A 13684-nucleotide genomic window follows, 5' to 3' on the forward strand; every position below is an offset into this window, starting at 1 on the left:
CTCAGGAGCGGCGACGGGCTTTGGGGGGTGGGTGTCCCACGGCTCGAAAGAGCGGCGCCACGGGGGGCTTTTTCCGTAGCGCCACGCCGATCGCATGCGCGGCTTGGTGGACCAGCATCGGCAGGCCGTTCTGATAGCGGGGCGTACGGGTGCTGGCGGCCTTGGCGAGGCCACTCGAGGCGCCGTACGCCATTTCGAGCACCGCGGCCGTCTTCGGGAGCTTCTCGATCGCCTGGCAGAGCGCAGGGTCGTCCCAGGCCGCCGCGGGCACGGCCGAGACCACCACATCCGCCTCCTGCAACGCGCCCGTGAGGGCCCGAGCGGTCAAGGTGGCCGTCGTGACCCGCGGGCGCCAGCGTTCCGGCAAGCGGGCCCTGAGCGCGCGGGCCGGAGCCGGGCGGCGTGCGAGCACACTCACGTGCGCACCTCGTTTCGCCATCGCCAGCAGCGCCCCGGCGGCGGCTCCACCCGCGCCGATCATCACCACACGCGTGCGCGACGTCAGCCGCACGCCCATGTCAGCCAGCGCGGCGATCAAGCCCTCGCCGTCGGTGTTGTCCGCGAAGATCTCGAGACCGCCGGCGCGCGATCTCCGGAACACTAGCGTGTTCGCGGCGCCTGTCATCTCCACGGCCGGTGACCGTTTCGTGGCCAGCTGGGCGGCGCGTCGCTTGTACGGAATCGTGACGTTGACGTAACGATACCCCTCGCCGGCAAGGTCCTTCACGCGGCGTCGGAAGTGGGCGGCGTCGACGCTCACGGCCTCGTAGCGCCCCTCGAGCTTCAAGGCCGCGTAGGCCGCACCATGAATGGCGGGCGATTGACTGCGGCTGACATCTTGGCCCAGGACGGCGGCTCGAATCATGGCTTGGGTTCCTTGGAGAGGGGCGCGGCCTCAGTCGGGGATGGGGGGAGCTCGGGCTGAACCTCGGCCCAAAACGCGCCCTCGCGCACGGTGACGTGGACCGCCGTTCCTGTCCCGACCTGCGCCGCCTTGGTGACCAGATGCCCCTCCTGTGTGCGGACGAGCCCGTAGCCGCGCTCGAGCACGCGCAGGGGAGAGAGCGCTTCGAGTTGCGCGTGGAGCCGTCCCAGCCGTTGCTTGCGCACGCCCACGGTCTGCGCGGTGGCGTTGCAGAGCCGCCGTTCGAGGGCCGCGAGGGCGCTTCTTTGGGCGGCGATGCGCTTTTGGGGGTGGGCCCGCAAAAGCCGGGCGTCGAGTTCGCGCAGCCAGGTCCGGCGCCGCATCGTGAGGGCGCGCACCGCCTCCGTGAGGCGAAGGGCTCGGTCGTCGAGGGCCACGCGTTGTCGATCGAGGAGGCGGCGTGGATCGGCGAAGCGGGCCCGGAGGCGCTCGAGCACCAGGCGCGCCCGATGAAGTTCGCGGTCTGCGTTGCGGTGCAGGCGCCTTTGGGCGTTGGCCAGCGTTTCGCGCAACGCGAGCATCTCGGGCACGGCGCGCTCGGCGGCGGCCGACGGCGTGGGCGCCCTCAGATCGGCCACGAAATCTGCGATCGTGAAGTCGGTTTCGTGTCCCACCGCCGAGATCACGGGAACGGGGCTAAGGGCGATCGCGCGCGCCACGATCTCCTCGTTGAAAGCCCAGAGATCTTCGAGCGAGCCGCCCCCGCGAGCCAAGATGATGACGTCCACGCCGGGGACCCGACCCAAGCGTGTGAGTGCGGCCACGATCTGGGGGGCCGCCTCGAGGCCTTGCACGGGGGTGGGCGCGAGCAAAACGTCCACGGGGAAACGCCGGTGCGCCACGTGGATGATGTCTCGAATGACGGCACCCGTGGGTGAGGTCACCACCCCCAACCGGCGCGGAAGGAAGGGCAGGGGCCGCTTGCGGGATTCAGAGAACAAGCCCTCGTTGGCCAGCTGTTGCTTGAGCTGCTCGAACGCGAGCGCGAGCGCGCCGTCACCCGCGGGGCTGAGCTCGCCCACGGTCATTTGAAACTTGCCGCGGCCCTCGTAGATGGTGAGCCGGCCGCGGCACCGCACCAGAAGGCCGTCGCGGGGGCGGAACTTGAGGCGTGCTGCCTCGCGGGCAAACATCACGCAGTCCACCTGGGCCTGCGTGTCCTTCAAAGTGAAGTAGAGATGACCGGGCCCTGAGACCCGCAACCCCGAGATCTCGCCTTCGACCCGCACGTCGGAAAAGCGGGCCTCGAGCACCGTACGGGCGCTGCGGATGAGCTCGTAGACCCCAAAGACCTTCGGCTCTTCCGGTGCGGCGGGCGGCGCGGGAGGGGCGAGGTCGCGGGTGTCGAGGTCTACGTCCTCGGCGGGCCGGACCGGTGGGGGAGCCGCGGCGCGCGCCGTTTTGCCCGGCCGCGGCCGGGAGGCACTCACCGTGACCCGGCTTTCGTCCTCGGAAGGGGGAGCAAAGGAGTCTCCGAAAGACAGTTGCCCCTGGTCCTGCGCGGCCTTGGGCCCGCGCGCGGGCTTCTTCGGATCCTGCGTCATGAGCCGCCCCGCAGCCGTGCTCGTTCGTAGTCGGTGGCGCTGGTCTTGATGAGCTCGAGGTCGGCCACGGCGCGCCGTTTTTGCTCTTCGGCTGCCGAGGAGAAGCCGGCGTACCCCCAGCGCTGCTCGATCTGCCGAAACAGGAGCGCGGCTCCGGACCGGGCGGGTGTTGCGGCTTCGCTCCCCGCCACGGTGAAGACGGGAGGCTCGGGTAGCCGTCCCGCCAGCGACGCAAGCGCCTCGGTGCCCATTCTGGCCGCAAAGAGCTCTGCGGCTGTCTCGGCCGTGGCGCCTGCCTCGAGGTGGCGCAGCTGTCTCTCACGGTCCGGACCCTCGGGAAAGTTGCTGAGCACGACGTCGAAGGCCTCCCTTTGGCACTTCTGAACCGTCATCCACGACCACCGCGTATCCTGATCGAGGGCCTCGAAGAGGTCCTCCGCATTGCGGGCGGACACCGCCTCGCTCAGCCGGGCAAAGGCCGCCTCGGGCGTCTTCGGGCCGCGCGCCGTGCACGCCGCCAGCACGAGGCCTGCGACGAAAGCGCCGGACCTGACGTTCAGCGTTTTCACGTCGTGCACCCCACGCCCCCGAAATAGCGGAAGTCGAGGCCGGCGGCAAGCCTCGCGCCGCGCGTGGTGCCAACGCCCCCAGGCTGTTAAAGTGGCCCGTTCCAAGGTGTCAGGCGAATTCCCCCCATCGACTCCCGCCGGGCAAGCGGCGCCCCCCGGCGCCGCCGCAGCCGAAGCCGCACGGCTCCACGCGTCCGACGACGAGTTCGCGGGCATCCCCAGCCCCAGGCGCCGTCCCCCCTGGCTGGCCGCCCTGGTGGTGCTGATTTCCGGGTATCTGGTGGCTCACCAGGCGCGTGACGTGTTGTATGCCCTCTCGAGCGGCACACCCCTCGCCCTTGGGCCGGCCTCCCGGGTGTTCGCGGACGGCGCCTCACCCCCGCCGGAAAACCGCTACGTGCGCCTCGAGGGCACTCCCGATTTCGAAAGCGCCCTGGTGCTCGATACCCAGGGCGAGTGGAAGTTCCGCTCGTTTTTCCGCGTGCTGGACACGAACCGGAAGCTCTTCGTCGAGCGGGTGGCGGGTCCCCTGCCCCCCGAGTTGGTCAAGCGGAACGCATTCACGGGCCGTCTCGTGCGGCTCGATGCGGTCAGCTTCAGCGCGTCCATTCGGCGTTACTTTGCCGACCACGTGAGCTCGACAGCCGTATTCGCGCCCGAAGATGTGCGCGCTGCTCTCGAGGCGAGGCGCCTGCCAGGGGCCCTCCGAGATAGGCTGGGCGAGGTGGTGACGCTGGCGGGCAACGATCTGCTGACCCTCGACGTCGCTCGACCTCAGGCCTACCTGGTGGAGCTGCCGCAGTTCCGGTACTTCGAGCTCGAGGAGGCTCGCCAGGCGCTCGCGCGCACGGGCGCCGTCATCGAGGGCAAAGGCAAGTCGGTGGCACGAGAGGGCGGAGCTGGATTTGCGTTCACCGTGGTCATCCCCCGGGAGCGCACCGACGCGGTGGTCAGCGCCATCGCCGACTTGGCACACCGGGTGAGGTTCGAGCCTGTGATCGACGCGATTCAGACGCGGCTGAACACGCTTGCCTCGGCCGACGGACACCTGACGTTGACACCTGTCGCTTCGCAGGGGCCTTCCCGGGGCCCGGTCGTGGTGTCCTGGGACCGGGTGACGAACGTACGCACTACGGCTCGCCTGGAAATCCCCGAGGGCGCGTATCTCTTGCTCGAGGGTGAACGGCCCCGTCATCAGTACCGGGCCCTGGTGGCCACGGCTTTTCTGCTGGCTTTTGGCCTCGTCAACGTGTTCGCCCTCGTGCGGCGCTGACGTTCATACCGAAGCGCGCACGTTCTCCGGGCGTCGGCGACCAGCGGCCTGCGCGCGGCCCTGTCTGGCTCAGCGGGGCTTGGGTTCCGTGTCTTGCGAGAGGTACGCCAAGATCACTTCATCCAGGCTCTTGTCACTGATCGTTGCCTGGGGCGGGGCGCTGGCGGGAGGGGAGGGCAGCGACGAGGGGACCGGGGGCGCCACCTGCGCCGCGCGGGGATTTTGCACGATGGGGTGGCTGCCCTCCTTGACCACGTAGGGCACGGCAGGGCGGGGCCGCCGGGGCCGTTGGCCTCCGGGGCCGTTTCCAACCCCAACCACCACGGTGCGTTGCACGATGACGCCGCCCGGGGGGGGGGACGCCGCAGGCCGCGGCACGGGCCGCCGGGCCGGGGGTCTGATGACGACCACGGGGGGCCGAGATGCCACCGGGGGCGGCTCGGGTGTGGGCCTGCGGACGGGCGCTCCTTGGGCCGGCGTCTCGAAGGGCCGGTCGCGGGTGGCGCCTTTCATCGAATAGACGCCGAGACCGTGCGGGTTGGCCGGCGGGGGCGCATCCACGATGACGGGAGGCAAAGTGGGCTCGTCGGCATCGAGCGGCGGCAAGTTGTCGAGGTCCAGTGGGGGAATCGGCCTGCCGACACCGGGGGGCAGGGGCGGCGGCGTGACGGTTCTCCGCGCCGTTTGCGGTTCCGTCCGCGGCTCCGCCTCGATCGCGATGGCCACGGCGAGGGGCGCAGGGGGCAGGGGCTCCGCCATCGGGACGTCGAAAGGGAGAAGAGGGCCGCCGACCTCGAGGACCTCCGCCCGAGAGAGGACCTCCGCCCGAGAGAGGGTGGCATCAGGTAAGGTGACATCGAAAGGATCCGCAACCGAGGCGTCGATGGCGAGAGGATCTGCAACGGAAACGTCGATGGCGAGCAGCTCTGCATCCAGGGTGGGGACCTCCAGGAGCGCCGCAGCCGGGACGTCGATATCGACGAGGGGCGCTGCGATCCGTGCGGGCATATCGAGGGGCTCCGCGGCGGGCGCGGGCGCCAGGTCGAGAAAGCCCTCGTGCCCCAAGGACCCGAAGAAGCCCTGAATCTTCGCGTCGAACGCGCCCTGCTTCAGTTCTTTGAGGATCGCCTTGTGCTGGGATTGCATCAACGACTTGACGGTGTCTTCGAGCTCATCGGCGCCGTAGTCCAGGCGCTTGGAGGCGATGATCGTTCCTTCGAAGAAGAGGTGCGTGAAGATCCGGGAGTGGCCCGGTCCCGAATCCTCCGTTTGCACGTGGTAGACGCGCCCGTGATAGCGAACGTTGTGGTTGTAGCCCAGAACAGGACTGCGGCTGGCCTTCGCCATGGGGCGCCCAGTATACAGCAACCCGCGTCTGTCACGGCGCTTCGTCGCGTCCAGGTCGGGGGGCGTTGACCCCGTCCCGGGTGCGGCTCGCCGGGCTGCCGGCTTCGGCTTGGCCGCCGAAGAGGCCCCGTTGCGGGGGCGCTTCCAAGGGCAGCTGCCTTGTTTACTTGTTGGCCAATCCCGAAGCGCTTCGTGGTACAATCGACGAAAGGAGCCCCTTCAATTGGTCAGCGTCACGGCACGAAAGATTCGGGACATGGCAAGCGACGCCAGCTCTCCTTCCGGTGTCGGGCGTGCGTACACGGGGTTTCTGGTGAGTTATCCGTCGATTGGACGCGGGATGGTCATCTTTCGTGACCCGAAGGGCCACCGGATGGTCACGACGCCCGTGCGCCGCGTCCTCGGCGAACTCGGCTGCGACACGCTCTATGTGGAAACCGAAAACTCGGTTTACCGCCTGACCTTCGCCGGTGAATCAGCCGCGAAGGCCCCCGTCGAGGCTGGTAACGAGGCCTCCGCTGCCAAGAGCGGGTGACGCTTCAGGGTCACTGCCGCGCCTGGCTTGGCTGCTTTCGCGCTCAGGCACGTATCCCGATTGAAGCCGAGACCCCACGGGCGGGGCCGCGCACGTGCCGAAAGGCGTGCGGGAATCGCATGGAAGCCGTATGGAATGTTCCCGCCGCTGAGCCGGGCGGGTATAACCCAGGTCCCTGGATCTCTCCCCCATGAGCAGCTCTTCCCTTTCGCCTCTGCGTTCTCCTCTGCGCCGCGCCCTCGTTCTGGCAGCAGGCCGAGGTCGGCCGATCGCGGACCCGAATGCGGCGAACTGTCTGGCGAGCGTGGGCGGGATGCCCCTCATCGAACGCACCTTGAGGGTGCTGGCGCGGGCGGGCGTCAACCGGGTCGGCGTGACCGTGGGCTGGCAGGCGCGCAGCGTGCAAGCGGCGGTACAGTCGTTCGTGGCGCGAACGCCCGAATTGGGACTCGACGTCTCGTTCTTCCACAATCCCGATTGGGAAAAGCCCAACGGCCTGTCCGTGCTGGCCGCGAGAAGCTTTCTTACGGAGCCGACCCTCCTGATGATGGCGGACCAGATCGCGGCGCCGCACCTCATCGAGGAGATGGTGGGCGGAGCGGCCCAGGGAGAGATCGTGTTGGCGATTGACCGCGAGGTGTCCCGTGTCTTCGACCTCGACGACGCCACGAAGGTGACGCTCGAGCGCAAGGGGGGGCGACTCATGGTCAAGGACATCAGCAAAAGCTTGCCCGCCCACGACGCGGTAAGCGCCGGGCTTTTCGTGGCAACGCCTGCCTTGATCGCCTGCCTCGACGAGTTGTCGGAGCCTTCTCTCACCGAGGCGGTGGCGCTGGCTGCCTCTGCCGGCCGCGTGACCGCCCACGACGTGGAAGGTGCGTTGTGGCAGGACGTCGATTCCGACGACATGCGGCTGCATGCCGACTGGTTGCTGAGGGTCTACGGTGAGTCTCTCAACCAGCCCGCGATGAAGGCCTCCGGTCGCACCGCGGCCTCGGACACCTTGGCGTTGATTGCGCAGCTGATGGCCGAGAAGGATACGCCGCGCTACACGCTCCTCAATCCCGGGCCCGTCATGACCTCGGCGCGCGTGAAGGCTGCTCTGGTGCACCCGGACCTGTGCCACCGCGACGGCGATTACTCGTCCGTCGTGAAGCGGTTGCGCGAGAAGCTACGGCCAGTGTTTCGGGGTAGCCCTCGGCACGAGGTCATCTTGCTGACGGGATCGGGAACCGCGGCGATGGAGCTGGCGATATCCTCGACGGTGCCCGCAGGGAAGAAGCTGCTGGTGGTGAGCAACGGGGCATTCGGCGAGCGCATGATCGAGGTGGGCGCGGTGCATGGCATGTCTGTCGAGGCGCTGCGGTGCCCCTGGGGCGAGCTTCCCGCAGCCGAGGAGGTGGAGGCCCGGCTCGCCGCCGACCCGGACATCGCGGTGGTGGCCATGGTGCACCACGAGACCTCGGTGGGAGTGCTGAACCCCGTGACCGCGGTGGGAGAGGCGTGTGCGCGCCACGATCGGCTCTTCATCGTCGACATGGTCTCGTCCCTTGGCGCCGAGGACATCGACGTGGTGCGGGACCACATCGACATCGCCTACGCCTCGGCGAACAAGTGCCTGCACTCCGTGGCGGGTGTGGCCTTCGCCTGCATATCGCCGCGCGTGTGGCCTCGCATCGAGCAGCTGCCACCCCGGTCGTTCTACCTTTCGCTCGCCCGCTACGAGCACTACCTGCAACAGCTCAACCAAACCCCGTTTACGCCGGCGGTTTCGGCCTTTTTGGCGCTCGAGGCGGCGGTTGACGAGTTCACCGAGCGCGGTGGCCTCGAGGCGCGGCGCAACGCGTACCGCCTGCGGAACCTCAGGGTTCGGCAGGTTCTCACCCAGCTTGGTTTCCATTCGTTCACGAACACGGGCCACGAGTCCGTCAGCATCTGCACGATGCGCGTGCCGGACTTTCTCCGGGTGGATGAGGTGTATGACCTCCTGAAGGAGCGGGGGTTCATTGCGTACAAATGCAAGGGCAGTCTCGCCGGTTCGTACATGCAGGTGGCGAATATGGGAGAGCTCACCGATGCCGACCTCGATGGGTTTTTGGCGGCTGTCACGGAGATCGTCAAAGCCGCCCGGGCGACCCCGCAGGGAGCCCCGTCTCCACGGCGCGCCGCGCTGAAGTTGGTCTAGTCGGGCGCTGCTGCGTTCCAGAAACGCCAGAGGGTCTCGCGCTTCTCCGTTGACAACGAACGTGCCCATTCGTAAACCCTTACGTAAGCGTAAGGGTTCGATATGGACGTTCCTGCACATAGCCTCTCGTACCTCAAGGTGGGAGATCTGGCGCGTCGCACCGGGAAGACGGTGCGCGCCATCCACCTCTACGAGGAGCTGGGGCTGTTGACGCCGATCCGTTCCAAAGGGGGGTACCGGCTCTATCCAGTCCGGGCGGTGGACCGTGTCGAGTGGATCCAAAAACTGCAGGACATGGGCTTTTCCCTCACGGAAATCAAACACTTCCTCCAGCTGTGGGAGGCCAGCGCCACGGCGCCCAGCGCCATGCAGACCGTGCGAGAGATCTTTTCCGACAAGCTGCGAGAAACGAAGGAGACGCTCGAGCGTCTCACAAAGCTCGCGCGCGAACTCGAAGAGAGCCTGACCTACCTCGATAGCTGCAAGTCCTGCGAGCCCGTTCATACACCCGAGCAGTGCGGGTGCTGCGACATCCATGGCCACGAGGGGCAGGCGCCTCTGCTGGTCGATGGCATCACTCGACATTAGGAGATTTCGATTCATGGCTTTGAAGCTGCCCGTCTACATGGACAACAACGCCACCACCCGCCTCGACCCGCGGGTGCTCGAGGCGATGATGCCGTTTTTTACCGAGCATTTCGGCAACGCCGCGAGCCGCTCGCACGCCTTTGGCTGGGAGGCTGAAAAAGCGGTGGAACTGGCCCGCAATCAAGTGGGCGAGAGCATCGGCGCCACGGGCAAAGAGATCGTATGGACCTCGGGCGCGACCGAGTCCGACAACCTCGCGATCAAGGGTGCGGCTCACTTTTACCGAGACCGTGGCAATCACATCATCACCTCGCAGACCGAGCACAAGGCCGTGCTGGATACCTGCAAGCGCCTCGAGAAGGAGGGCTTCGAGGTGACCTACCTGCCCACAGAGGCGGACGGTCGCATCAGCCCCGAGTCGGTCGAGCGGGCGATGACCGAAAAGACCATCCTGGTCTCGATCATGCTTGCGAACAATGAAGTGGGCGTGGTCAACCCGATCGCCGAGATCGGTGACCGCGTCAAAGCCCGCAAGGCGCTCTTCCACGTGGACGCCGTGCAGGGGCACGGGCGGATCCCTTTCGACGTGGACGCCTGCAAGGTAGACCTGGCCTCGTTGACGGCGCACAAGATGTACGGCCCCAAGGGCGTCGGTGCACTTTATGTTCGCCGTAAGCCGCGGATTCGTCTCGAGGCCATGATCGACGGAGGCGGCCACGAGCGCGGCATGCGTTCGGGAACCCTGAACGTGCCCGGCATCGTGGGCTTCGGGAAGGCGGCGGCCCTGTGCACGGAGCTCATGCCCGAGGAGGCGCGGCGCACGTTCGAGCTGCGCGAGCGGTTGCGCAAAGGCATCCAAAGCCGCGTGAGTGATACGTTCATCAACGGCTCGCTCGAGCATCGTTTGCCGGGCAACCTCAACATCAGCTTCGCCTACATTGAAGGTGAGTCACTGTTGATGGGGCTCAAGGACGTGGCTGTGTCGTCAGGCTCTGCTTGCACCTCGGCGTCGCTCGAGCCCTCGTACGTGCTGCGCGCGCTCGGGGTGGAGGAGGAGCTGGCGCATACGTCGATCCGCTTCGGCATCGGGCGATTCAACACGGAAGAGGAGGTCGACTTCGTGATCGACCTCGTGGCACGAAAAGTATCTAAATTGCGGGAGCTTTCCCCGCTTTACGAGATGGTCCAGGAAGGCATCGACATCAAATCCATCCAGTGGACCGCGCATTGAAGATTCGAGGGTAAAACCATGGCATACAGCGAAAAAGTTCTCGACCACTACGAAAACCCACGCAACGTGGGCAGCTTGGACAAAAACGATCCGCACGTGGGCACGGGGCTCGTTGGGGCACCGGCCTGTGGCGACGTGATGAAGTTGCAGATCCGCGTCAGCGATGGTGGCGTGATCGAAGACGCGAAGTTCAAGACCTTCGGTTGCGGCTCTGCCATCGCTTCGTCGTCGCTGGCGACGGAGTGGATCAAGGGCATGACCATCGACCAGGCGATGGAGCTCAAGAACACGCAGATCGTGGAAGAGCTCAACCTGCCGCCGGTGAAGATCCACTGCTCGGTTCTTGCCGAGGACGCGATCAAGAGCGCCATTGCCGACTACAGGTCGAAGCAAGGGGCCTTCGCGGGTGCCGAGACCAGCGCCCCCGCGCACGCCGCCGAGTAAGTACGAAAGAAAACAGGAGATCCGTCGTGGCCATTTCCGTCACACCCCGTGCGGTCGAAGAGATCAAAAGAGCCGCTACGAAGCGCGCCAAGGCTCCCAAGGGGCTTCGGGTCGGCATTCGCGGCGGAGGCTGCACGGGCTTCACCTACATGTTCGAGTGGGCTGACAACGAGCCGCGCCCCGAGGACCAAGTCCTGTCCTACGAGGAAGGCCACGTACAGGTGTTCATCGATCCCAAGAGCCGTGTTTTTCTGGACGGCTCGACCCTCGACTACGCCACCACGCTGATGCAACGGGGCTTCAAATGGGTCAATCCCAATGCGAAGGGCACCTGCGGCTGCGGCGAGAGCGTGCAGTTTTGAGCCGGCAGCCGCTTTCGACACCGGGTGTTTCTGCTACGAACACCGCGCGCCGAGGGTTGCATGCTTTGTTGGTCGTGTGAAAAGAACGTCGAGGCTGCGGTCTTCTGCCCCGCCTGCGGCGCTCTTTTGCCTTTTCCCCCGGGTGAGCGCCCCGATCACTTCGCCGTGCTGGGCGCGGAGCGCACGTTTACGCAGGACGCTCCGGCCCTCGAGCGGGCCTACAAGGAAGGGGCACGGGCTGTTCACCCCGACAAGTTCGCGCGCGCCGATAGCCGAGCCCGCAGGGCGGCCATGCAGCGCACGGTGGCCCTGAACGAAGCGTGGCGTACGCTGCGCGATCCGGTTGCGCGCGCCGAATACCTGGTGCGGCTAGGGGGCATCGAGGTGGGTGCCGAGGATGGCACGCTCAGGCGCACCGATGCGGGCCGAGAGAAGATCGCCGTGCCTGCGGCGTTGCTGGCCGAGATGCTGGACAAACGCGAAGCCCTCATGGACGCGCGCCTTGCGGACGACGAGGGGGCGGTGGCGGCCTTGCTCGCCGACGTCCAACAGAAGGTCACGGCGGCGATGGACGAGGTGAGGACGGCCCTCGACGGCACGCCGCCCGACATCGAAGCGGCTGCTCGCGCGCTGGTGGCTGTTCGTTACTACCGCCGCTTCGTCGAAGCGGCCGATGAGGGCGGGGAGGCCGAAGGGCCCCACCTTGGCCCGGGAGCAGAGCATGGCTGAGGCGCTTTTCGATATCTCGGAACCTGGTGAGTCGCGGGCCAAAGGCGCCTGCAAGGGCCGCGCGGCGGGCATCGATCTTGGTACCACGAACTCGCTGGTGGCGATCGTGAACGGGGGTGCACCGGAGTGCCTGGTGGACGAGCGCGGTGATGCACTCGTGCCTTCAGCCGTGTATTTCGGGCCTGCGGGGGACGTGGTCGTGGGTGCCCGGGCCCGCAACGAGCTTGCCCTGGTCCACCCGGAAGACACGATCATTTCGGTCAAGCGCTTCATGGGGCGAGGCCCGAAGGATGCGGAGGCCACGCGGGCCCTGACGCCCTACGCGTTCGTGCCGAGCTCCCCGGGGGACAATGTCGTCCGCTTCGCCGCTGGTGGCCGCGCGGTGACGCCGATCGAGGTTTCGGCCGAGATCTTGAAAGTGCTCAAGGCCCGGGCCGAAGCCGTTCAGGGAGGGCCGCTCGATGGGGTGGTCATCACCGTGCCGGCTTACTTCGACGACGGGCAGCGCCAGGCCACGCGGGACGCGGGCCGCTTGGCGGGACTCGAGGTGTACCGTCTGCTGAACGAGCCCACGGCCGCCGCGTTGGCCTATGGCCTCGACAAGCAGGTGAACGGACGTTTCGCCGTTTTCGACCTCGGTGGCGGCACGTTCGATGTGTCCATTCTCTCCCTGGACGGGGGGGTCTTCGAGGTGAAGGCAACGGGAGGCGATTCGAGCCTGGGGGGCGACGACTTCGACAGAGCGATCGCGCTCCTGTTGCTCGCGCGTGCCGGCGTGCCAGCGGATGCGGAGGGGCATCGTGCCGCTTCCCGAGCCGTACTGGAAGCCGCGAAACGTGTGAAGGAGGCGTTGACGACGGCCGAGCAGGCTCCCGTGTCGGTCCTCCGGCCGGATGGGACCCTGTGGGAAGGCGTGTTGTCTCTCTCCGACATGGAAACAGCCGTGCAGCCCGTGCTCGCACGCTGTGCCGGGCCCTGCAAGCGTGCGCTTGCCGATGCGGGGATCGCGCCCCAAGGCCTCGACGGGGTGATCCTGGTGGGGGGCGCCACGCGTATGCCGCTCGTGCGCCGCTTCGTGGCCGGGCTCTTCGCGCAGGAGCCCCTGTACGACATCGATCCTGACCAGGTGGTGGCGATGGGGGCGGCGGTGCAGGCCGAGTTGCTGGCAGGGGGCGACAACCCCGGTGACATCGTTTTGCTCGACGTCGTGCCCCTTTCGCTTGGCCTCGAGATGATGGGCGGCGTCGTCGAGAAGCTGATTCATCGAAACAGCACGGTCCCCTGTGGCGCGACCCAGACCTTCACGACCTATGCCGACAACCAAACCGGCTTCGATCTGCACGTGCTGCAGGGTGAACGAGAGCTAGCGACCGAATGTCGATCGTTGGCCAGATTCAAATTGACAGGTGTGCCTCCGCTGCCAGCAGGGATGGCACGGCTCGAGGTCACGTTCACGGTCGATGCCGATGGCATTCTCAGCGTGAGCGCGCAGGAGCTCATGACGGGCCAGCAAGCGGAGGTGCGGGTGCAGCCCAGCTACGGGCTTACGGACGAGGAGGTCGAGCGCATGCTGCTCGACTCGTTCGCGCACGCCGACGAGGACGTCAAGCAGCGTTTGCTCACCGAGCAGCGGGTGGAGTCAGAGCGCATCGCCAACGCCACTCGCGCCGCGCTGGCCAGCACGCCCGAGCTGCTTGAGCCGGGTGAGCGCGAGGCCATCGAGGCGGCGCTCACGGCGCTCGAGGCCGCCAAGACGGGGGTCGACCACGCCCTCATTCGTCAACGCATCGAAGCCCTCGACGCCAGCTCGAAGGACTTCGCGGCGCGGCGGATGAACCGAGCCTTGGCGCAAGGGTTACGCGGCCGTGATCTGGGCACGGTCGAGACGAAGATCGACGAGACCAAGATCAAGGGCCACGGGGCCGCCGGACAGCCGCACCACTAGGACGACG

The 13684-nt window shown here is 67.1% G+C and carries 13 protein-coding genes; 9 read left to right on the forward strand and 4 right to left on the reverse strand.

The genetic code is table 11. The annotated features are described in order from the left end of the window. Nucleotide 1: 1 nt before the first annotated feature. From KA712_05025 to KA712_05035, 3 genes are read right to left on the reverse strand one after another with little or no spacing between them, the layout of a single operon-like run. The gene (locus tag KA712_05025) at nt 2-865 is read right to left on the reverse strand and encodes an NAD(P)-binding domain-containing protein (GenBank protein MCG5052303.1); all 864 of its coding nucleotides are present in this window, start codon (nt 863-865) and stop codon (nt 2-4) included. Continuing rightward, nucleotides 862-2469, reverse strand: coding sequence for an exodeoxyribonuclease VII large subunit (xseA, locus tag KA712_05030; GenBank protein ID MCG5052304.1), 1608 nt, complete (start codon nt 2467-2469; stop codon nt 862-864). Before xseA ends, KA712_05025 begins: the two co-directional genes overlap by 4 nt. Then, the gene (locus KA712_05035) at nt 2466-3038 is read right to left on the reverse strand and encodes a hypothetical protein (protein MCG5052305.1); all 573 of its coding nucleotides are present in this window, start codon (nt 3036-3038) and stop codon (nt 2466-2468) included. Before KA712_05035 ends, xseA begins: the two co-directional genes overlap by 4 nt. Nucleotides 3039-3129: 91 nt before the next feature. Here KA712_05035 and KA712_05040 point away from each other — a divergent pair, with 91 nt between their 5' ends. After that, nucleotides 3130-4311 carry a hypothetical protein gene (locus KA712_05040; GenBank protein ID MCG5052306.1) on the forward strand — a complete coding sequence of 394 codons (1182 nt, stop codon included), beginning with the start codon at nt 3130-3132 and terminating at the stop codon, nt 4309-4311. Between the two features lie 69 nt (nt 4312-4380). Here the strand turns inward: KA712_05040 and KA712_05045 are convergent, their stop codons facing one another. Next, a complete protein-coding gene (locus KA712_05045; GenBank protein ID MCG5052307.1) occupies nt 4381-5658 on the reverse strand; it encodes a hypothetical protein in 1278 nt (425 codons plus the stop codon). A gap of 256 nt (nt 5659-5914) precedes the next feature. Between KA712_05045 and KA712_05050 the strand changes: the two genes are divergently transcribed. The 8 genes from KA712_05050 (at nt 5915) to hscA (ending at nt 13677) form a co-directional block, all read left to right on the forward strand. Further along, on the forward strand, nt 5915-6193 hold the full coding sequence (locus KA712_05050; GenBank protein ID MCG5052308.1) for a hypothetical protein: 279 nt from the start codon (nt 5915-5917) through the stop codon (nt 6191-6193). Between the two features lie 190 nt (nt 6194-6383). Then, the gene (locus KA712_05055; protein MCG5052309.1) at nt 6384-8378 is read left to right on the forward strand and encodes an aminotransferase class V-fold PLP-dependent enzyme; all 1995 of its coding nucleotides are present in this window, start codon (nt 6384-6386) and stop codon (nt 8376-8378) included. Between the two features lie 102 nt (nt 8379-8480). Beyond that, complete coding sequence (locus tag KA712_05060; protein MCG5052310.1) at nt 8481-8966, forward strand: MerR family transcriptional regulator; 486 nt, start codon at nt 8481-8483, stop codon at nt 8964-8966. 19 nt (nt 8967-8985) lie between these two features. Beyond that, a complete protein-coding gene (locus tag KA712_05065) occupies nt 8986-10197 on the forward strand; it encodes an IscS subfamily cysteine desulfurase (GenBank protein ID MCG5052311.1) in 1212 nt (403 codons plus the stop codon). A gap of 18 nt (nt 10198-10215) precedes the next feature. Further along, nucleotides 10216-10641 (forward strand): Fe-S cluster assembly scaffold IscU, encoded by a 426-nt coding sequence (iscU, locus tag KA712_05070; GenBank protein MCG5052312.1) that lies wholly within the window; start codon nt 10216-10218, stop codon nt 10639-10641. 26 nt (nt 10642-10667) lie between these two features. Beyond that, nucleotides 10668-11003: an iron-sulfur cluster assembly accessory protein gene (locus tag KA712_05075; GenBank protein MCG5052313.1), complete on the forward strand. Its 336-nt coding sequence runs from the start codon at nt 10668-10670 to the stop codon at nt 11001-11003. A gap of 60 nt (nt 11004-11063) precedes the next feature. Further along, a complete protein-coding gene (hscB, locus tag KA712_05080; protein MCG5052314.1) occupies nt 11064-11732 on the forward strand; it encodes a Fe-S protein assembly co-chaperone HscB in 669 nt (222 codons plus the stop codon). Next, nucleotides 11725-13677: a Fe-S protein assembly chaperone HscA gene (hscA, locus tag KA712_05085; protein MCG5052315.1), complete on the forward strand. Its 1953-nt coding sequence runs from the start codon at nt 11725-11727 to the stop codon at nt 13675-13677. The genes hscB and hscA overlap by 8 nt, the downstream gene beginning before the upstream one ends. The last annotated feature ends 7 nt before the right edge of the window (nt 13678-13684 follow it).

The organism is Myxococcales bacterium (assembly GCA_022184915.1).
Classification (GTDB): domain Bacteria; phylum Myxococcota_A; class Polyangia; order Fen-1088; family Fen-1088; genus JAGTJU01.